General features: G+C 50.2%; 14 protein-coding genes. 10 read left to right on the top strand and 4 right to left on the bottom strand.

Going from position 1 to position 21,834, the window contains the following annotated elements; all coding sequences use genetic code 11:
• Positions 1-13: 13 nt before the first annotated feature.
• The 4 genes from cmoM to mukB are packed head-to-tail and all read left to right on the top strand — an operon-like array spanning position 14 to position 7,347.
• Positions 14-823, top strand: coding sequence for a tRNA uridine 5-oxyacetic acid(34) methyltransferase CmoM (cmoM, locus tag BZG76_RS06570; RefSeq protein WP_025744930.1), 810 nt, complete (start codon positions 14-16; stop codon positions 821-823).
• Positions 820-2,184 carry a chromosome partition protein MukF gene (gene mukF / locus BZG76_RS06565; protein ID WP_077460623.1) on the top strand — a complete coding sequence of 455 codons (1,365 nt, stop codon included), beginning with the start codon at positions 820-822 and terminating at the stop codon, positions 2,182-2,184. Before cmoM ends, mukF begins: the two co-directional genes overlap by 4 nt.
• A complete protein-coding gene (gene mukE, locus BZG76_RS06560; RefSeq protein ID WP_021022806.1) occupies positions 2,165-2,896 on the top strand; it encodes a chromosome partition protein MukE in 732 nt (243 codons plus the stop codon). Before mukF ends, mukE begins: the two co-directional genes overlap by 20 nt.
• Complete coding sequence (mukB, locus tag BZG76_RS06555) at positions 2,893-7,347, top strand: chromosome partition protein MukB (protein ID WP_077460622.1); 4,455 nt, start codon at positions 2,893-2,895, stop codon at positions 7,345-7,347. The genes mukE and mukB overlap by 4 nt, the downstream gene beginning before the upstream one ends.
• 546 nt (positions 7,348-7,893) lie before the next feature.
• Here mukB and BZG76_RS06550 read toward each other — a convergent pair.
• Positions 7,894-10,209 carry a methyl-accepting chemotaxis protein gene (locus BZG76_RS06550; protein WP_077460621.1) on the bottom strand — a complete coding sequence of 772 codons (2,316 nt, stop codon included), beginning with the start codon at positions 10,207-10,209 and terminating at the stop codon, positions 7,894-7,896.
• Between the two features lie 101 nt (positions 10,210-10,310).
• Positions 10,311-10,808, bottom strand: coding sequence for a GNAT family N-acetyltransferase (locus BZG76_RS06545; RefSeq protein ID WP_077460620.1), 498 nt, complete (start codon positions 10,806-10,808; stop codon positions 10,311-10,313).
• A gap of 280 nt (positions 10,809-11,088) precedes the next feature.
• Here BZG76_RS06545 and BZG76_RS06540 point away from each other — a divergent pair, with 280 nt between their 5' ends.
• The gene (locus tag BZG76_RS06540) at positions 11,089-11,949 is read left to right on the top strand and encodes an aldo/keto reductase (protein ID WP_077460668.1); all 861 of its coding nucleotides are present in this window, start codon (positions 11,089-11,091) and stop codon (positions 11,947-11,949) included.
• Positions 11,950-12,132: 183 nt separating this feature from the next.
• Here the strand turns inward: BZG76_RS06540 and BZG76_RS06535 are convergent, their stop codons facing one another.
• The gene (locus tag BZG76_RS06535; protein ID WP_021023622.1) at positions 12,133-12,630 is read right to left on the bottom strand and encodes a MarR family winged helix-turn-helix transcriptional regulator; all 498 of its coding nucleotides are present in this window, start codon (positions 12,628-12,630) and stop codon (positions 12,133-12,135) included.
• Between the two features lie 412 nt (positions 12,631-13,042).
• Between BZG76_RS06535 and BZG76_RS06530 the strand changes: the two genes are divergently transcribed.
• From BZG76_RS06530 to BZG76_RS06510, 5 genes are all read left to right on the top strand, one after another.
• Positions 13,043-14,299 carry an imelysin family protein gene (locus BZG76_RS06530; RefSeq protein WP_077460619.1) on the top strand — a complete coding sequence of 419 codons (1,257 nt, stop codon included), beginning with the start codon at positions 13,043-13,045 and terminating at the stop codon, positions 14,297-14,299.
• A 60-nt stretch (positions 14,300-14,359) separates the two neighbouring features.
• Positions 14,360-15,757: a di-heme oxidoreductase family protein gene (locus BZG76_RS06525; protein ID WP_077460618.1), complete on the top strand. Its 1,398-nt coding sequence runs from the start codon at positions 14,360-14,362 to the stop codon at positions 15,755-15,757.
• A gap of 40 nt (positions 15,758-15,797) precedes the next feature.
• Positions 15,798-16,811: an imelysin family protein gene (locus BZG76_RS06520; RefSeq protein ID WP_158011331.1), complete on the top strand. Its 1,014-nt coding sequence runs from the start codon at positions 15,798-15,800 to the stop codon at positions 16,809-16,811.
• Positions 16,801-17,898 (top strand): DUF1513 domain-containing protein, encoded by a 1,098-nt coding sequence (locus BZG76_RS06515; protein ID WP_198532304.1) that lies wholly within the window; start codon positions 16,801-16,803, stop codon positions 17,896-17,898. The genes BZG76_RS06520 and BZG76_RS06515 overlap by 11 nt, the downstream gene beginning before the upstream one ends.
• A 149-nt stretch (positions 17,899-18,047) precedes the next feature.
• Positions 18,048-19,826 (top strand): L,D-transpeptidase family protein, encoded by a 1,779-nt coding sequence (locus BZG76_RS06510; protein ID WP_077460615.1) that lies wholly within the window; start codon positions 18,048-18,050, stop codon positions 19,824-19,826.
• A gap of 102 nt (positions 19,827-19,928) precedes the next feature.
• Here the strand turns inward: BZG76_RS06510 and BZG76_RS06505 are convergent, their stop codons facing one another.
• Positions 19,929-21,674 (bottom strand): GNAT family N-acyltransferase, encoded by a 1,746-nt coding sequence (locus BZG76_RS06505; RefSeq protein ID WP_077460614.1) that lies wholly within the window; start codon positions 21,672-21,674, stop codon positions 19,929-19,931.
• Between the last annotated feature and the right edge of the window lie 160 nt (positions 21,675-21,834).

The following is a 21,834-nucleotide window of genomic DNA, read 5'->3' as shown; positions in this document are numbered from 1 at the left end:
AACGAATGCCATTGTGACTGAGGATAAAAATTTCGACGACATCGCCCACAAATTTGTTAAAAACATTTATGGATCGGGCAAAGGCGAAATCCGTCAAGCGGTAATTTGGCACGACATCGAGCAGATGTTGCAGTGCTTTCCGCCGGATCAACCACTCCATATTTTGGATGCGGGTGGCGGCGTTGCACCGATTTCACAACCGCTGGCCGCTCGAGGTCACAGGGTCACTTTGTGTGATCTTTCTTCACAAATGCTCGAGTTGGCGCGTCAGGAGATTGAACAACAGGACTTACTTGCGCAGTATCAGCTGGTCCACTCCTCGGTGCAGTCCATTGGTGAGCATTTGGCGTCACCCCCGGATGTGATTTTATTTCACGCGGTATTGGAGTGGGTCGCCGCTCCTGAGCAAGTGCTAAAAGATTTGCTCAGCCATGTACGGCCGGGTGGCGTCGTATCCGTGATGTTTTATAACCAAACCGGATTGCTGTTTAAAAACCTCGTCTGTGGCAACTTGACCCATGTTGAACAGGGAATGCCGCACCGTAAACGGTTTAAACTGCAACCGCCCAAAGGGTTGCAGCCAGACAGTGTCTATCAATGGATGCAAGACAGTGGCATTAGCCTCAAAGGTAAAACCGGGGTGCGCACGTTTCATGACTACATGCGCGATACCAATATTGGTGATTTTACCTTTGAGCAGGTGCTGGCGTTGGAACAGCAACTTTGCCGCCAAGAGCCGTTTGTGTCTCTAGGGCGATATATTCATGTATGGGGGCAACATAATGCCTCCAGTCATCAAGATGAAAACAAGGACAACCGATGAGTGATCAGGCTCAGTCTTCTCAGCATGGGGAAGGCGACGCTCAGACCGTACCGGAATTGGTCAGTTGGGTTAAACACAATAACTTTGCACTTCAGCTGCCGCCCGAGCGTTTGGCATTTTTGCTGGCAATGGCGGTGATGAGCCAAGAGCGCTTAGACGATGAACTGAACGAACATGAATTAGTCGATGTTTTTCGGCTAGTGAGTGAACAGTTTATGAATGACGAAGGTGGCAGCGTCGGCAACATCGCTTTTCGTGCCAACAATGCCATCAATGAAATGGTGCAAGCGCGCTTATTAAGCCGTTTTACCAGTGAAATGACCGAGGGCGATAGCATTTATCGTCTGACGCCGCTCGCCCTGGGCATTGCGGATTATTATGCGCGCCACCGTGAATACTCGACGTTAAAGTTGTCTGTACAGCTTTCAATGGTCGCGGATGAAATCGCTAAGGCACGCGGTGCGGCAGAGGAAGATGGCGATGCCGCTTTTTGGCGTCACAATGTGTATGGGATATTAAAATACTCGGTGGCCGATATCTTTGACCGTATCGATCTCAACCAGCGGGTGATGGATGAGCAGCAACAGCAAGTTAAAGACGATATTGCCGCCTTACTTACCCAAGACTGGCAAGCCGCTATCGCTAACTGTGAGCACTTGTTAAATGAAACATCCAATACGTTGCAAGAGCTGCAAGAAACCCTGCAAGCGGCGGGAGATGAGTTACAAAGCCAATTGTTAGAGATCCAGGAAGTGGTGCGACAACGCGACGAGCTCGAGTTTGTCGATGCCATGGTTTATAGACTGCAGATGAAACTGGATCGGATCGTGAACTGGGGTCAGCAAGCGATTGATTTATGGATAGGTTACGATCGCCATGTGCATAAATTTATTCGAACCGCGATTGATATGGATAAAAACCGTGCGTTTAGTCAGCGTCTGCGCCAATCGGTCTCGGACTATTTGGATGCGCCGTGGTTTTTGACCTATGCGGATGCCGAGCGTTTGCGCGACACCCGTGATGAAGCCTTGGTGTTACGTGATGATGAAGTCACCGGCGATATGCCAGAAGAAGTGACGTTTGAGCAATTGGCTGTGGTTGATGACACCTTGTCACAGAAAGTTTCACAGATGCTCAACCGTCACCGAGAAACCGGACAAGCGATCGATCTCGGTCGTGTTCTTAAAGACTACTTAGCCGAGCACCCCCAAGCTCGCCATTTTGATCTCGCGCGCTTAGTGATTAATCAAGCGGTTCGGATGGGCTATTCCCAATCTGATCTCAACGCGATTCAGCCTGATTGGCAGGCGATTAACGACTTCGGAGCGAAGGTACAAGCGAATGTCATCGATAAATACTGAACAGCCAATGCCAGAGGAACTGGCCAAAGCCATTGCTAACCCTTTATTTCCGGCGTTGGATAGTGCATTACGCGCTGGCCGCCATGTTGCCAGTGACGATTTAGATAACCACGCCTTGCTGATTGAATTTGAGCAAGCGTTAAATATTTTTTATCAGCGCTATAACGCTGAGTTAGTGCGTGCGCCAGAAGGCTTTTTCTATCTGCGTCCGCGTTCCACCAGCCTTATCCGCCGCAGTGTTTTGTCGGAGCTTGATATGCTGGTCGGCAAAGTGCTGTGCTTTTTGTATTTGAGCCCAGAGCGCTTAGCCCAAGAAGGGATCTTTACCACGCAAGAATTGTTCGACGAGCTGATGGCATTGGCCGACGAGAAAAAACTGATGAAGCTGGTCACTCACCGTGCCACAGGCTCCGATCTCGACCGCGAGAAGCTGTTTGATAAGGTGAAAACCTCGCTGCGTCGCCTGCGTCGTTTGGGAATGATCTTGCCGATTGGTGAGGGCAATAAGTTTCGCGTTAGTGAAGCCACTTTCCGTTTTGGCGCCGATGTACGCACGGGCGATGATCCGCAAGAAGCGCAGTTACGCTTAATCCGAGATGGTGAAGCTGTGGTCCATAGCCAAGAACATATTCAATCTAGCTTGCTTGATGATGCGTTTGATCAGGAAGCTGAGACGTCCGCAACACAACACACGGAGGAGCCGACAGCATGAGCCAGCGCGGTAAGTATCAATCACTCACCATGGTGAACTGGAACGGCTTTTTTGCGCGGACCTTTGATATCGATTCACTGGTCACCACGTTATCGGGTGGCAATGGCGCCGGTAAATCCACCACTATGGCGGCTTTTATTACTTCATTGATCCCCGATCAAACCTTACTGCACTTTCGCAATACCACGGAAGCAGGCAGCTCGAGCGCATCTCGAGACAAAGGTTTGCACGGTAAATTGCAACCAGGCGCCTGTTATGCGGCATTAGACGTGGTGAACTCGCGTCAACAGCGCGTGTTATTTGGCGTACGCCTACAGCAAGTCGCCGGTCGAGATAAGAAAGTCGATATCAAGCCATTTATCTTGCAAGGGTTACCGTCCTCCGTCTCACCTACTGATGTCTTGGTGGAAACCTTAAATAACGGCCAAGCACGAGTGCGTCAGTTGAACGAAGTGAAAGACGCGGCCGGTGCGTATGAAACCGCGCATTTTAAAGCGTTTAGTTCGGTCACTGACTATCATGCGCAAATGTTTGAATTTGGGGTGTTACCTAAAAAGCTGCGTACGCAACAAGATCGTGGCAAATTCTACCGTCTGATCGAAGCGTCTTTGTATGGCGGTATTTCCAGTGCCATTACTAAGTCACTTCGTGAGTACTTATTGCCACAAAATGGTGGGGTTAAAAAAGCCTTCCAAGACATGGAAGTGGCGCTAAAAGAAAACCGCATGACGCTGGAGGCGATTAAAGTTACCCAGCGTGATCGGGATTTGTTTAAGCACCTGATCACCGAGGCGACCCATTATGTGGCTTCAGATTACATGCGCCATGCTAACGAACGTCGTACCAAGCTCGAACAGGCTTTGTCTTTGCGGGCTGAATTAAACGCCGCGCAGCAAACCTTGCAGCAAAAACAGCAGCACGCTGAGGCCATGCGTGCCGAATTAAGTGAGTTGGAAGCCGGACAAGATCATCTTGAGCAAGACCATCAAGCCGCGGCGGACCACTTACAACTGGTGCAATCGGCGATGCGTCAGCAAGAAAAAATCCAGCGTTATGAAGAAGACTTGCTTGAATTGTCTGAGCGACTGGAAGAGCAAATCATGGTGGTGGAAGAAGCCACGGAGCAGCTCACCGAGGCCGAGTTGCGGGCGGCACAAAGTGAAGAAGAAGTCGATAGCCTGAAAACGCAACTGGCGGACTATCAGCAAGCGCTAAATACTCAGCAAACGCGATCTTTGCAATATCAGCAAGCTGTAACGGCGCTGGAAACAGCCAGACGTCTCACCGACGATGACGCCTTAACCGTCGATGAGGCAGGGGCCTGCTTGCAAAGGCTCAAAACCGAAGAATCAGAGCAAACGGATCGCGTATTGTCGCTTAAACACAAGCGGGATCTGGCATCGGCAACGGCCAATCAGTTTGCGCAAGGATTAAGCTTATTACAACGCATTGACCCGTCAGTGGCCCGGTCCGAGGCAGGAGAAAAAGCCAAGTATTGGGTAGAGCAGGGGCGCACCCGTCGCTATCTCGCCGACAGCCTCTCACAACGCCAATATGAACATCGCGAATTAACCCAACGTGTTGAGCAGCAGCAAAAGGCTAGCCACCTGGTGTTAGACTATCAGGCGTTAACCGGGGAGCGCCCGGCTGATAGTGATGCCGTGGAGCAAGCTGTTGCCTTGCAACAAGAAAAACGAGAGACCTTACAGCAAGAAAAAGAGGCTCAAGCCGAGCGGCTGCGCGAGTTGTCACGTACCGAGGCAGCGATTGATGCGGACATTCGTGAGCTTGAAGGCAAAGCGCCCCGTTGGTTTGCCGCCAATGAGGCGTTGACCAAACTCGAAACCCAGACCGAGCAAACCTTGGCGGATAGCCAAGCGGTGATGGACGCCATGCATGCCACACATGAGTCGGTGCGTCAGCAGACCCATCATCAAGAGCAGCTTGCCCGCCAAAAAGCCGAGATAGAGCGGGCGATTGAACAGCTGGCGCAACCTGGTGGCAGTGAAGATTCGCAATTACAAGGACTGGCAGAGACGCTTGGCGGAACCCTGCTCTCTGAGATTTACGACGATATTACCTTAGAAGATGCCCCGTATTTTAGCGCTCTGTATGGTCCAGCGCGTCATGCGATTGTGGTGCCGGATCTGAAAGGCGTAAAGGAGAAGCTGGCTTCGCTTGACGCGTGCCCAGATGATCTTTACATCATTGAAGGCGATGCGGACGCATTTGATGATCGCGTGTTTGATGCTCAAGAGCTGGGCGGTGCGGTATGTGTGCACCTGAATGATCGGCAAATGCGCTATTCACGCTTCCCAGAGATCCCGCTATTTGGCCGTGCGGCTCGTGAGCATCGGCTTGAGCAGCTCAGAGCACAACGTGATGCACTGGTAGAAGATTACGCGAAGGCCTCGTTTGATGTGCAAAAGTGGCAGCGTTTATCGCAAGCGTTTAGCCAATTTATTGCGGAGCACCTAACCGTTGCCTTTACTCCCGATCCCGAGCAAGCGATAGCGCGTTGCCGTGAAAAACGCGTGCAAACCCAGCGCGCGATAACTGAGAGTAAACAGACGCTGACGCAGCATGAGGCTGAGGTTTCACGTTGTCAGCAAGCCCTGCAATGCCTTGATAAGCTGCGTTACTGTGCCGACGCCCTGGCAGAATCCGAACTTGATGTTCGCTTGCAAACCGCGAATGACAACCTGCACGCGGCGGAACAGGCCAAAACGTTTATCCAGCAGCATGGAGAGACGTTGGCGTCCCTAGAAGGATACTTGGCCACATTGGAGAGTGATCCTGAGCAGTTTGATAAGTTGGAGCAAGCCTATCAAGAAGCGGATGAAGCCTTACAAGCGATTAAGCAACAGCTATTTGCGGTCGCCGACTTAGCGGAGCGCCGTCCTCATTTTGCCTATCAAGATGCGGCAGAGATGCTGACGCAAAGCAGTGAGTTAAACGAGCAACTGAAGGCCAAACTAAAAGACGCAGAGCAAGTTCGCCAACGTGAGCGTGATGCGCTAAAGCAGGTACAGGGGCAAAATAGCCAGTATCAGCAGCTGCTCGCGTCGCTTAAAAGTGCCCATCAGTCCAAGCAAGAGACGTTGAACGAGTTTAAACGTGAATTTGCCGAGTTAGGTGTACAAGCGGACGAAGAAGCTTTGATGCGCGCGCAGCATCGTCGCGATACCTTGTATGAGCACATGCACCAAGCGCGACAGCGACATAGTGAGCTGTCACGCGGGATCACCTCGTTAGAGATGGAAACCAAGTCGCTGACCAAAGAGCTGCGTAAATCGCTCAAGCAGTATAAAGAACTGCGTCAGTTTGTGGTCAATGCCAAAGCAGGCTGGTGCAGTGTATTACGGATTGCGCGTGATAACGGCGTTGAAAAGCAACTGAACCGCCGAGAAATGGCGTATATGTCTGCCGAGGAATTGCGCTCACTGTCGGATAAGTCGTTGGGTGCCTTGCGCCTTGCCGTGGCCGATAATGAAATTTTGCGTGATGCTTTACGCGCGTCAGAAGATATCGGTCGGCCTGAGCGTAAAGTGTTGTTTTACGTTGCGGTTTATCAACATCTGCGCGAGCGGATCCGCCACGACATTATTCGCACCGACGATCCAGTTGAAGCGATTGAAGAGATGGAAGTGGAGCTTGCGCGCCTGACCGAAGAACTCACGCAGCGTGAGCAGCGGTTAGCGATCAGCTCAGAGTCGGTCGCTAATATTATTCGTAAAACGATTCAGCGTGAACAAAACCGGATCCGCATGCTCAACCAAGGGTTGCAAAGTGTCGGGTTTGGTCAGGTTAAAGGCGTGCGTCTCAATGTCTCGATTCGTGACACTCATGCGCAGCTACTGATGGGCTTAGCCGAGCATGCCGATCAACACCAAGACTTGTTCGGCAATCCAAACCTGACCTTCTCAGAAGCGATGGCGAAGTTATTCCAACGCCTGAATCCGCATATCGACATGGGGCAGCGTTCACCACAGACCTTAGGCGAAGAGTTGTTAGATTATCGCAATTTCCTCGAATTAGGCATTGAGGTGAATCGTGGTACCGACGGCTGGCTGAAAGCGGAATCCGGTGCGTTGTCGACAGGGGAGGCCATTGGTACCGGCCAGGCCATTTTGCTGATGGTAATTCAAAGCTGGGAAGAGGAATCACGGCGGTTACGCGGTAAAGACGTGATCCCATGTCGCTTGCTGTTCCTCGACGAGGCCGCCCGTTTGGATGCTAAATCGATCTCGACCTTGTTTGAGTTGTGTCATCGTTTGGATATGCAGCTGTTGATTGCCGCACCGGAAAACATCAGCCCAGAGCAAGGCACCACCTATAAATTAGTGCGCAAGATCTTTAACGATCGTGAGCATGTGCATGTGGTTGGCTTACGCGGTTTTGGTGAGGAGAAGCGTCAAGCGCTTGCGCAAGAGCCAGTGTCATTGGCGTAGGTGAAACAAGCCCCGGTAGTAGATTGGGATAGGCGCCCGATGCTACCGGGCGCTTGTCACATTCGATGCCAAATTTGCCCCAGGTGTCGGAGGCGCGCGTTAGCTTGGGTATGCACGACTAACACCGCACTGGCGCTTGTCCGACTTACACGCACTTTAACGTCTGTGGGGCCATCGGCGCGGATGACACAAAGCGTTAATATTGTGGATTACTCGTTCCCACGCTCCTGCGTGGGAATGCATACAATGACAAAATTTATACATCGATGGTGCCATTGGCGTAGGTGACACAAGCCCCAGCACGATGATGGATAGGTGCACATTGCCAACGGGCGCCAGTTGCACTGCGCCTGTCACGATCGGCGCCAATTTTAACACCGGCGCCAACTTTGACCTTAATCTCCGATGGCGCCGTGCAACGGGCGCGCGGCGGAAATCACACCAAGCTTGCACGAGCGAGAAGGCGCTTATGCCAAACCACACGTATTTTAACGTCTGTGGGGCCATCGGCGAGGATGACACAAAGCGTTAATATTGTGAGATATATTATTCGGTTTTGAAATGTCCGATGGTATCCGCCAATCGCGCAGAACGTTGGCTTAAGCCGGTGACGGTTTCTGCCGTGTCATGCGTACGTTGCGAGACAGTCTCTGCTGATTGTGCAATGTCTGTGATGCTTTCGCTAATCTCCGTTGTGACTTGCGTTTGCTGCTGTGTGGCATTGGCGATGTGTGAGGTCATTTGGTTTATTTCGGTAACCATGTTAGCAATATCAACCAGCGCGGCGTTGTTTTGCTGACAATAGTCCACACAGGCTTCTACGGTTTGGCTGGTGGTATCCATATCCGCCACCGCCGATTGGGTCTCTTGGCGCAATGCGGCAATTTTATCGCGAATACTTTCGGTGGAGTCCTGGGTGCGAGAGGCAAGGGTACGTACTTCTTCAGCGACCACGCTGAATCCACGGCCTTGTTCGCCGGCACGGGCGGCCTCGATAGCAGCATTCAATGCCAACAAGTTTGTTTGCTCGGCAATCGCTTGGATCACATCGAGCACGGTGCCAATTTCCTCACTTTGCTGCGATAAGCGGCTCATGGTCGCCGTGGCGGCGTCCATACTCGATGACAACGTGCGGATCTGTTCCACCAGATCGTCACCAATTTGCGAGCCTTTATTCACCGCTTGGGTGATATCGTCTGATGCGGTTGAGGCTTGATCGGCGTATTGCGCGACATCCGTAACCGATGTAGCCATTTCCGTCGCCGCTGAGGCCACTTGATGGGTATGCTTGACCTGGTCGGTAACGCGATCGTGCATGGTGACTACGTCTTGGTTAATATCGTTAGCGGCTTGCCCAAGTAATCCAGATGCTTGATGCGCTTCTTGGATCACGGTTTGGAAGCTGGCAAACATCTGATTGAGCGAACGGCCGAGCAGCGCCATTTCATCTTTACCTTTATCCGGCAGCCGTTGAGTTAAATCCTTGTCTTCGGCGATCGTCTTAATCCGTGTGGTCACCGCAATCATGGGTTTAGCAATATTGCCACCCAGTACATAACCAATCAGTATCGCGACACCCACCAGAACCAGCGATGTGAGCACGGTGGCGTTTAAAATAGTGTCTTTCATGGTCGTCACTTGGGCAAGCGCTTCTTGTTGACTAATTTGATTCACCAACGCCCAGCGCTTTCCAAATACATCAATCGGCGCATAAGCGGTATAAACGGTTTGGTTGCGGTAGCTTTTTTCTTCCCCCGTGCCTGTTTGGCCCGCGAGCGCCTGGGCCACACTTGGAGAATCGATTGGCATTTGTCCAGCCGCGGTGTCAGTGAAGTCGATGCGGTTAATCAAACCGGGTTTTACGCCATTGGTGCGTAACAAACTCAAATAGGCCGATTTATCTTCTTGTAACGCGCGTGCCTCGGTACGGAGAACCTTGTCTGGCCCCACCATAAACATTTCGCCCGTCTCACCAAATCCGGCAGATTGCCAGTGCCCTTGGCCACTTATGACACCGCTTAATCGTGCGATAGGCAGTTTAAAGATCAGCACCCCTTGGGTTTCGCCGTTTTCAACAATAGGGGTAGCGATAAATGAAGCTGGCTCGTCATAGCTGGGAAAATAAGGGCGATAATCAACAAAACTAATGTCGCCTGCTTGCGCGTCGATAGCCTCTAAAAACGCATCTCCCATCCCGCTGGTGGCGTAGGGACCGGCAAACAAACTGGTGCCAAAATCGATTTCTTTCGCCACCGAATAAACGATACGACCGTTCGCATCTGCTAATAAAATATCTTGGTAGCCAAAGGTTTCGGCAAAACGGTGATAGTTGGGATGGTACTGGGTGTGAACGTTATCGTAGGTTGATCCGTCATTAGTGGTAACTAACTTGTCTTTCTCGCCCAAAGGGTGCGGGCTACCACTGATGTAAAATTGTTGCAGTGTACGCGTGGCGGGGGCGAGCGCGGCGAGGTTGGAACGAGCGTTGGCATTCGTATCGTTAAGCGCCTGGTAGGCATCACCAAAGGTGTCGGTATAGTAATCCTGCAGGGCGCGGCGTGACGCGCGGTCGGTCCGTACTTCACGGCTGTAGCGTAAATAGGCCTGACTAAATGCGTTAACGGCATTTTCAGTCATGGTTGAATCGGCCATTGATGTCAACTGTTGACCGATAAATGAAAAATAACTGCTTAGCTCTGATTGTTTAGCTTCACGGACTGCTTTGAGCTGGCTAATGGCTTGATCTTGCATTTGGTCGCCAAACAATGCAGTGGTGCGATTGGCAAGCACTGCTGCGGTGGCGAGAATACAGATAACACAGGCGGAGATGATTGCCGCAGATACCTTTGTGCGAACTTTCATACTACTAAACTCCTGAACGTCGTGACGACGGTATCAAATGAGGGCACCGTAACGGTGCATGGTGAAGAGGGTGGGGCTTATTCAACAGGCCAACAGCATGCTCAAACGGTCAGATCACACTCGAGCATGGCGACACTATGGTATTGGCCGAACTTTTCACCGACCTCGTTAAGTTGGCCAACTTGCTGAAAGCCAAAACGACGATGAAGCGCCAGTGAAGAGGGGTTAGGGAGTGTGATCAGCGAGTAAGCACGGCGAAGATCTTGCTCTCGCATCCCCTCGAGCAAAGTGCGCATCAATTGTGAGCCGATACCGCGACCGCCGGCATCAGGCGCGGTGTAAATCGTGATCTCTGAGGCGATATGAAAAGCCTGTTTAGCGTTGAACGGCGTGTTATAAGCAAACCCAACGATTTGTTGATCTTGCTCTGCCACCCAAGCTTGATAGCGGGAGGACGGATCAAATTGCGCAAACCAATGTTCACGCTCTTGCTTTTGCCAAGGGGCTAAATCGAACGTGATCGCAGTGTGGGTGATGTAATAGTTATAAATGGTATTGATCGCGTCACAATCACGCAACTCCATGCGTCGAATAAGCATTTTCGCTTCCTTTTTGCTTTTTTGCGGCGCATAAGATACCGAAGTTCGTCCCATTCGCCAAGTATTGATGACAAATTGCTCATCTTTCGTTCAAACGCGTGGTACGCAAAAAATCAAAAATTGAGAGAAAACAAACTATCTCGTTATATTAATAAAAAAGGGATTGTGACGTGAAATTGATCGGACTAGCATGAGATCTTCACTTCTCGGCATATAAGGACGCGTTTTGTCAGAGTTTAAAGCGACATCCATTTCTCCGGTCGGCCCGTTTTTCTCGCCTATGGTGCAGGGATACTGGCGATTAGATGATTGGCAGATGACCCCGCAGCAGCGGCTCAGTTTTCTCAAATCCCATATTGATTTGGGAATTACAACGGTTGATCATGCTGATATCTATGGAGACTATCGCTGTGAAACCTTGTTTGGACAAGCGGTAAAATTGGATCCGAGTGTGAGAAAATCGATCCAAGTTGTCTCCAAGTGCGACATTAAGTTGGTCAGCGAGGCGGCCCCTAATCGTAAAATTAATCATTATGACACCAGCTATCATCATATCCTGGAGTCGGTGGATCATTCACTGAAGCGTTTAGGGGTGGAAAAGCTCGACGTGTTATTGTTGCATCGCCCTGATGCATTGATGGACGCGGATGAAGTGGCAGAGGCGTTTACAACGCTTCGCTATCACGGAAAAGTCGCGCACTTCGGGGTATCAAACTTTACGCCGTCACAATTTGATTTATTGCAATCTCGTTGGGACGAATCGCTCGTCACCAATCAGGTTGAAATCAACCCGCTACGTTTTGATGTGATCCACGATGGCACGCTTGATCAGCTTCAGCGTCTTCAGATAAAACCGATGGCGTGGTCATGCCTTGCTGGCGGTGAATTATTGACGGGTGAGTCACAACAGGCTGTCCGTGTGCGCGAAACGCTTAGCACTATTGGTGAGGAGTTAGGCGGCGCGAGTATCGATCAAGTGATTTATGCTTGGGTGATGCGGCATCCATCGAAACCATTACCCATTATAGGCTCGGGGAACATTGAGCGAGTGAAAACCGCTAAACAGGCTTATGATCTTAAATTAACGCGTGAGCAGTGGTATCGCATATGGGTCGCTTCGAAAGGGCATAACGTGCCTTAGAGCGAAGGTGTTGGTCATTCGTGCGAAGGCGTTGATCAAGGGTAAAATCAACAGACGGTACGTGGTGCCGTCTTTTTATTTTCAGATGAGCAATGGCGACAAAAAGCGTTCAATCCATGGCTTTTCTGGCGCCTTGCTGGCAGGTTGACCGGTGGAGACGTCCTGTTTACCCGCCGGTAGCTGCTATTTTTTAGCCTGAGACATGGAGTGATGCGAGGTAAGCGCAGACACCTCTAGCATCGGTGCGGCATCAATATCGTCTGCATTCATCATTGATGAGATACGTTGGACAGAGGACAGCAGCAGAGATTGTTCCCATTCTTCTAGGTTTTGAAAGCGTGAGATAAAGTTTTCCTGCAGTGGCTTAGGGGCTTGTTCCAATGCCGCTTCCCCTTGTTCGGTCAGGTGTGCGTGCACTTTACGCTTATCAAGCTCGCTCCGGACACGCAAAATCAGCCCACGCTTTTCTAAGCGGTCCAAAATGGTGGTTGCTGTGGCCTGGCTCATGTTGGTATGGACAGATAACTTACGAATCGTCACTTGACCAAGCTCTTTAATCGCACGCATCAGTACCAATTGGGGGCCAGTGATCCCCGATACTTTGTTAAGCTTTCGTGAATGCAAATCGATTGCGCGTATAATTTGCCGCAATGCGACCAGTACTTCTTCGTGTTTTTCCATTACCTCACCTCCACCAGAAAAAATTGCCCCCGAAACTTACAATACCCGCGGTTGTAGTGCAAAGACATCGAGAGAAAAATCGATGATTTATGTTTGTTTCAACGAGAAAATAATCGACGTGCTTTCAGTCTATTATAACCATTAGAGTTCAAATTAAATCTAATTTATTGTTATTTTTGACTGTTTCAGAGAGTAAGTGCAAAAAATGGCCTATAGTCATCGGTTTAGCTAAATAACAGGTCGGATGTGCATTGCAACGTATTGCAGTCAACCTTACACATAGCATAGCCATCACACTTCGCGTAATGAGAAAAATTCTTTGTTGCATTTCGTAACATTATGCTTAGAATTCTTTCGTACAAACGATAATGGTTATCATAACCGTTCATATAAGGCGAAGGACAACACGACTATGGAATTGACACCGTTTAAGCGCAACCTGATTGCGCTCTCACTATTTGCGGCCCCATTTGGCGCTAATGCGGCGACCCAACAAGAGGTCGTGGCACATTATGCAGACATTGCTCACGCCGTTTTTGCTGATGCTCACACAACCGCGGTTGAACTCGACAGTGCACTGAACGCTTTTGTTGCCGAACCTTCTGAAACAACCCTTCAGGCAGCCAAAAAGGCGTGGCTAGATGCACGTGTACCTTACCAACAGTCAGAAGTTTTTCGCTTTGGTAATGCCATTGTCGATGACTGGGAAGGACAGCTCAATGCTTGGCCTTTGGACGAGGGGTTAATTGATTATGTCGCGGATGGCTATCAGGCAGAACTCGGTAATGCCGGAGCGACAGCTAACATTATTGCGAATCAGCGCATTCAGATTGGCGCCACCGATCTTGATGTTACTGATATCACGCCGACACTGCTGGCAAGTTTAAATGAAGTGGGCGGCTCAGAAGCCAATGTGGCATCGGGCTACCATGCCATCGAGTTCCTGTTGTGGGGGCAAGATTTAAACGGCACCAACGCAGGAGCCGGTGACCGCCCTTATACCGATTTCGCCTATGGTGAAGCGTGTACCCATGACCATTGTGATCGTCGTCGTGATTACTTGAAAGCGGCTGCTGATCTATTGGTTGATGATCTAGCGTGGATGCGTGATCAATGGGCCGAGGGTAACAAAGATAATTATCGTGCGAGTCTGCTTGCCGATTCAAGTGAGAATGGCCTACGCAAAATGCTATTTGGTATGGGATCACTGTCGTTAGGTGAACTGGCGGGGGAGCGAATGAAAGTCGCACTAGAAGCTAACTCAACCGAAGATGAGCATGACTGTTTTTCTGACAATACGCACAATTCGCATTTTTATAACGAGCAGGGCATTTACAATGTCATGACGGGGACATATCAGCGCGTGAATGGTAATACTTTATCGGGACCGTCAGTCCTTGATTTGGTTAAAGATAAAAATGCCGATGCCGCAGAGGCAATTAAAGCCAGCTTTGATCAAGCGCAGCAGCAAGTTAAAACCTTGGTTGTTTCTGCGGAGGACAACAACGTGTATTTTGATCAGCTGATTGCTGCTGGTAATAACGAAGGGAATCAACTGGTCAACGCATCTATCGCGGCGCTGGTGGATCAGACCAAGCATATTGAACAAGCGGCGCAAGTGATTGGTATTGATAACCTGAATCCAGACACCGCTGATCACCAATTCTAAACGACATATTATTCTAGTTAGCCCCGTGGTACGGGGCTTTTTGCCTTGTCAGGACACACTATGAAGCCCAATGTCATTGCTTACCTTAACGTGACATGTCTTACTTTTTTGGTGACCACCTCCGCACTTGCGTTCGAGCGCACATCCGGTGGGGGAACAACCGTTATCAAGCAAGGACCGAACGCCTTTTCCCAACCTGCCGCTAACCTGCCGATGAGTGAGCGCATTGATTTCAGTGTCGGTAATAGCTTTTTTCGTAATCCTTGGGTCAGTTCACCGGCATCAACGGATGCCCGTGACGGCCTTGGCCCATTATTTAATACTAATGGCTGCCAAAATTGCCATATCAAAGATGGGCGAGGCCATCCTCCATCGCCAGGTGATATCAATGCCGTTTCCATGTTGGTTCGGCTGAGTGTGCCAGCGATGAGTGAAGCGGAAAAACAAAAGCTGATCCAATATGGCAATATTCCAGAGCCCAATTATGGCGGTCAACTTCAAGATTTTGCCTTACCAGGCGTCAAGCCAGAGGGCAAAATAGCAATCAGCTATCGCGAAGTACCGGTGACCTTTGAAGACGGTGAGACCGTAACATTACGCCAGCCAAACTTAGCTATTACAGACCTTAATTATGGTCCGATGGCAGAGAATGTGCAGCTGTCAGCGCGGATCGCACCACCGATGATAGGTCTGGGGCTACTCGAGTCGATCCCCGCTGAGGCGATCTATGCGTACGCCGATCCTGAGGATGCCAATGGCGACGGCATTTCCGGGCGCCCCAACCAAGTGTGGGATATTGACACACAGCGTACCGCACTGGGACGGTTTGGGTGGAAAGCCGGATTACCTAACGTGAATCAACAAAATGCAGCCGCTTTTAATGGCGATGTCGGGCTAACAACGTCGATGTTCCCTCATCATAACTGTATGCCGTCGCAGTCGGTGTGCGACGATATGCCCAATGGCGGCGATCCCGAAGTGAGTGATAATATTCTCGGCTTTGTTGAATTTTATGCTCGCCATCTCGCGGTTCCCGCGCGTCGCAACATCCAAGACTCGCAAGTCCAACGAGGGCAAGAGATGTTTATTAGTGCCGGATGTAACGCTTGTCATGTTGAGTCGTTCACAACAGCAAAACGTCCTGATCTGGCCGCTCTGAGTGAACAAGAGATTCATCCCTATACCGACTTACTGTTACACGATATGGGAGAGGGACTAGCGGATCACCGTGATGAGTTTATTGCTAACGGTCGAGAATGGCGAACGGCACCACTTTGGGGGATTGGTTACACCAAAGAGGTTAATGCTGATGGTACCTACTTACATGACGGTCGTGCTCGAACGTTGATGGAAGCCGTTTTATGGCATGGTGGCGAAGCCGATGGCGCCAAACAGCGTGTACTGGCGATGCCAAAAGCGGACCGTGATGCACTGATTGCATTTTTACGTTCATTATAAAAACACTTATTATAAAAACACCATGCTGGAGTCTTGTGGTATGCGTTTTCGATTTAATCCTATTGTGGTGCTTACGCTCAGCGCCACCGTGTTGCTCGGCGGATGTTTGTCTCAAGCTGAGACAGGGCCTAATTATGGCCTTTGGCAACTACAAAAACAAAGAAGCGAACAGTTTCTCTCTGCAACCAAGGCGCTTGCGCAGACCACGCAGTCGGTTTGCTCGCAGGGCACGGATGTGGATAAGGCGCGTCAAGCATGGAAGAAGGTTATGACCGCTTGGATGCCTTTACAAGGCGTAGAAAAGGGCTCAGAGCAAGCCTTGGCACAAAGTTGGCGGATTCAGTTTTATCCTGACAAAAAGAATACCACCGGACGGAAAATGAATGCCTTGCTGGCCAGTGATACTACCTGGACCGCGGATGCATTAGCGGATCAAAGTGTGGCCGTGCAAGGTGTCGGCGCGATGGAATGGTTGTTGTATGATCACCAAGCGGATTTAACTCAGCCAAAACACTGCGAAGTAGCCATTGCCGTCAGTGGGCGTTTGCAGCAAAGTGCAACGGCATTAACCCTAGCGTGGCAGAAAAACCCGTGGTTAGGGATGCCACCTTCGATGGCCACGGCAGAAAAACTTGGCGCACTGACACATCAGCTCGATTATGTGCTTAAAAAGCTTGCCGGCCCTTTGGGCAAACCTGGTTTTCCTAACCCCTACCAAGGAGAAGCTTGGCGATCGCGGCACTCTCTAACACTATTAAGCGAGAGCATTAAAGCGATGCAAGTTCAATATCACGCTGAAGGTGGTATCGAGCAAGCGCTACGCGAGCGAGGCAACCATCAGGTAGCCGATCGTGTTAGCGAGCATTGGCAACTCGCCTATGACAGTGTGCCCAAAGACGGCGAGCCGCTGTTTGATAGGCTCAACAGCGTACCGGGTTACCGTGACATGCTCACCGTCTATAACAATCTGGAATATCTAAAACTCGTGTTGGGTGGTCAAGTCGCACAAGATTTAGGCATTGTTGTGGGGTTTAATGCAACCGATGGCGATTAGTCAGAAACGCCGCCGTTTACTCAAGGCGGTGCTAATGGGCGCGGCTTTACCCACCGTCGTAAATACATTGAGTGGTTGTCGTGGTAATACCGCAGCAGCGCGGTGTGAGTTACTGGGCTGTGCGCTGAGTCGTGATGGCTCTTTCGCGGTGGTTGGCGCTGATCCGTCTGGGCAACCCGTTTTCCGCCTACCATTGCCCGATCGGGGTCATGGTGTCGCTGCTCAGCGACGAGAGGTTGGAACGCTAGGAGTGGCATTTGCGCGCCGGCCTGGTGATTTTATGCAGGTGTTTGACTACCAACGTGGAGTGACGTTGTCACGAGTAAGGGCCGCATCCGATCGCTATTTTTATGGGCACGGTGCCATTTCTGATGATGGAAAATGGTTATATACCACCGAGGGTAAACGGCAAACCAGCGAAGGTGTGATCGGTGTTTACCAATTAACCGCGCAGGGCCAGGTAAAAAAAGTGCGTGAAATAAGCGGCTTTGGCATTGGTCCTCATGAGTTAGCGCTGGTGGATACTAACACGTTAGTCGTGGGTGTCGGTGGCATGCATACTGATGGACGCACAGTGTTAAACATTGACGCTATGTCACCGGCACTGGTCTATATCGATATCGACAGTGGCAAAGTGGTCGAGCGCGCTGAGCTTGCAAATAAGAAGCTCAGTATTCGTCATTTAATGGTGTCAGATGAGGGTTATGTGGTGACAGGTCAGCAATACCATGGTGCTGATAACGCCCCCCTTGTCGCGATTCATCGCCGTGGTGAGCCGATGAAAATGCTTGATGCTTCACCAGAGCAGTGGTCGCGTTTTAATAACTATGTTGCCAGTATTGCTACCCTCAATGGTTGGATTGTCGCCACGTCGCCCCGTGGCAATTGTTATGGTATTTGGTCGTTAAATAGTGGCGAGTTACTTGGACTGCATCCGCTGATAGATGCTTCTGGCGCGAGTCGCGATGGTGATGTGATTAACCTCAGTGCGGGTAGCGGTAAAATGGTGACGCTAAATAATGCACACCATCCGGATTATAAAATGACGCCAGTCCGATGGGATAATCACTGGATAACCTTAGTGTAATGAATACATGATAATGTTCTAAACGGCAGTCAATTTTGGCTGCCGTTTTTGTTTCAATACCTTGCGTTGTGATGAGGAAAAACAGACGTTAATTTTGCTTCTTTGCAGTAAAACTTTGCCATAATCATAACAGGGATGAGGAGGGGCGTATGATGAGAAGGCACGATGCCTGGTTGGCTAACCTTCTGATAGTGTTTTGCTTTTTGGTAAAGCCAGTGATGGCCAATAACGCCAGTGAAACGGGGGGAGTACGGTTACTGACTGAACCGCAGATCTCGGGGAAAAGAGTGCCTGATGATCAAAGAGTGCCTGATGATCAAACTGTATCGGCGGATGTTCATCGCCAGCGAGCCTACCAGTATGCGCGCGATTGGCTTGAATCGGCGGCACCGGATGCGACCGTATTGGCCTATCCTCAAGCGCTGACTCAAGACTACCTGGATAATGGATTTTCGTTGATTTGGACACAAGATGCGGCGCGAGATGAGTTAGAAACGCAAGTGAATGTGATTTCACTGGCTGGCTTTAGTCCTGAGTTTGAATGGCGAGCATGGCAATTGCGGCAACTTCGTCAGCAGCCCAGCGATGCGGCCTATGATATTTTTGCTACCGATACCGCCTATGCGCTGCTTCGCTATTTAAGTGTGATCCCCGATAAAGGAATGCAATGGTTTTTTGGCGCGTCTCATCGCACCCCCTTGCCAGCTCCCTCATCGCAAAGGCGTGCTGCTTTATTTAAGGCAGGACTTAACGGGTCAGTGGCTCCGTTTTTGCAGCAGCGGCGTCCACAACACTCGCAATACGATGCATTAGTAAAACAAATTGTTCGCTTACAAGAGCAGGCGCAGTCGGTTTGGCCAACGATTCAGGCTGAGAACGTCATATACCCGGACCAAGCGATTGCGACAACGTTAGCGCTTAACTTGGTGGATAATCTGAGCCTACAGGGGTTTTGGGGCAGCTCTGAGCGCTTGGAAGCGATAAATGGCGACACTGTGCGCTACGGTGGTGACTTGCTTCGCGCAGTTGAACGCTTTCAGCAACAGCATGGTTTATCCATGGATGGCATTATCGGCCCAGCAACCGCGAAGTGGTTAAATTTAGACCCACAAGCACGGGTTCGGTTATTGGCACTTAATGCAGAACGGTTGCGATTGTGGCCTAACGATAATCCCAATCGAATTGTGGTGAATATTCCCGATTATCGCATGCATGTATGGCATGACGATCAAAATGTATTCGAAAGCAAAGTAGTTGTTGGTCGCCAATCAAGACGTACGCCGCTGTTTACGTCGCAACTTGATTCGGTAGTGCTGAACCCCAGCTGGAATGTGCCTCGTAGCATTGTGCAAAAAGATATCTTACCCAGACTGGCGGATGACCAGCAGTATTTGTCTCGCAATCAGTATCGCATTTTGCCTAACTGGCAAAGCAACATCGCTATCGACCCGAGTACGATTAATTGGCAAACCGTGAATGACGACGGCTTCCCTTATCGATTGCAACAGGCGCCGGGTCAAGGCAATGCATTAGGAAAGTACAAGTTTAACACCCCAAACAAAAACGCCATTTATTTACATGACACGCCAGCACAAAGCTTATTTAGTCGCTCGCGCCGCGCGTTTAGTTCCGGGTGTATTCGGGTGGAGCAGGCCGAGCAGTTGGCGGATTTGGTGCTGGATTTGTCCGGTAAACAATTGGCTAGCTACCAAGGGTATTTGGATAAAACACAAACTAAGTGGGTGTCGTTGCAAACGCGCCTTTCCGTGCAAACCATTTACCAAACAGCATGGGTTACTGAAGACGGCAAGCTCGCGTTTCGTGATGATGTATATGCCTATGATAGCCATGCCGAACGTCAAATCACCACTCAGGAGCCGAGCTACTTAACCCAGCAACGTGATATATCCTCATCACGGTCACAGTAGTCTCAATCACGATCACAAGAGTTGACAGTCATAGCCCCGCGCCATCAAGACAGATAGCGCGGGGCTTTGTTTGTTCACCGCGACGCTTATTCACAGCGAGGTTTAGTCACAAGTGGAGATTGGGGGAGTGGTTAGATGTGGCGCAATATAGCGTTGGTAGCGCTTGGGTTTTAAACGCTTGAGGTCGACTAAAACCAGTCCATCAATGCAGTCGGCGAAATCAGGATCAACGCCAAAGTCTAAGAATTGTACGCCGCCAGGCTCACATAGCTCACTGTACTGCTTATAAAGCGTTGGAATCCCGACGCCAAGGTGATCGAGTAACATTTTTAGCTTTTTCAGATCGCGCGCATAGTCGTTGCCACAAAAGTGGTCGAGCAACTCACTTTGTTTACTTTCGTCGAGTTGATACGGTCGTTTCGAGCGCGCACAGCGGTTGTCGCCACGAAAGTAGGTGCGATAAAAGAAGATCAGTAGCTCTTTAGCGGGTTGTGGCATTGCGTTGCTGATAGTGACAGGCCCGAATAAATAACGGTACTGTGGGCGATTAGCGAGCAGGGCGCCAATGCCTAACCATAAATAATCCAGGCTTCGTTTTCCCCAATATTTGGGCTGAACAAAACTACGGCCTAGTTCTAATCCTTGGTCAAGAAAAGGCTGCATCCCTTGTTCATAATCGAACAAGCTTGCGCTATAGATCCCTCCAAGCCCTTGATGAGCGAGAGTGGCTTGGGTATCACATAAGCGGTATGCACCGACGATATCGAGCTCAATCGGATCCCACAAGACCAAATGCCAATAGTATTGGTCGTATTTATCAAGATCACGCCGCTGTCCGGTGCCTTCCCCAACAGCGCGGAACGCGACCTCACGTAAACGACCTATTTCGCGCATCACCGGCGAATCGGCTTGATAGTCGAGTAAATAAATGAGTTTACCATCGGGTGTCTGTCCGAGTTGCTCGCCGAGTGCAAGTGCATGCTTGAGCGCCAGTCGTGGCTCCGGTGAGGCAATCGCAGTTTCGGTGGGAAATAAGCCTTGCTTACGCTTGGCGATCCGGTAGAGGTGTTTACGAAAGAGTTTAACCCGTGTTTTTACCGGAAGGTTCGCGCTGGCACTGTAACTGTGGTGTGGGATCATTTCGCCCACGGTGAAGGCGATGGTGTTGTTCTCTTGTCGAAACATCTCTTCAACCAGTAACAAAGTCGACAAAGGTTTATAGACCATTGACGCACCATAAAAACGGGCAGAATTTCGCCCGTCGACATGAATCGGCAAAATAGGGGCGTTTGATTTACTCGCCATACGTAAGAAGCCAGAGTGCCAAACACCGTCTCGAATTCCTGTTGGTGCGACGCGCGAAACCTCACCGGCTGGAAAGATAATTAAAGCGCCATCACGCTCTAGCCACTGTGTGATTTGTTGTAGATTTTGTTTAGGCGTTCGGCCACCCATATTGTTGACTGGCAACAGACAACTGTGAAGTGGGCCGACTTGCATGAGTAATTCATTGGCAATAACTTTAACGTCTGGACGCACTGAACGTACGAGTTTAAGCAGCGCCAAGCCATCCAGTGATCCGATTGGATGATTGGCGATAATCACCACCCGTCCAGATTCCGGGATCCGCTCTTTTTCTCTGTCGCTGACCCGATAGCTAAAGTTAAAATAATCTAGTACCTGTTCAACAAACTCGAATCCTTGCAGATGCGGGTAGCGTTCAGCAAACGCTTGAAACTCTTGCTCATGAAGTAAACGCTTTAGCGTTTTACTGACGGGGCGCATGAGCCAACCGCGCTGTTCTAACCGGGGGTAATGCGACGATAATACTTTATCAATATCTAACATAAGCAGCCCTGCATACAATAAAGCGTACCTGAAAGGTATCCAGGTATCCTTATCTCAGCCTAGAGCGTGAAGGTGACATCTCCTTGGCAGCACAGTTGCAAACTGATGACAGCATGGCATAGTGAGGCCCGTATTTACGTCGTTATCGGCGGCTACCGCA

It is taken from the genome of Salinivibrio sp. AR647 (genome assembly GCF_001995415.1).
Lineage (GTDB): Bacteria > Pseudomonadota > Gammaproteobacteria > Enterobacterales > Vibrionaceae > Salinivibrio > Salinivibrio costicola.
Note: the sequence above shows the minus strand (reverse complement) of the source record. Positions and strands in the feature narration are given on the sequence as shown.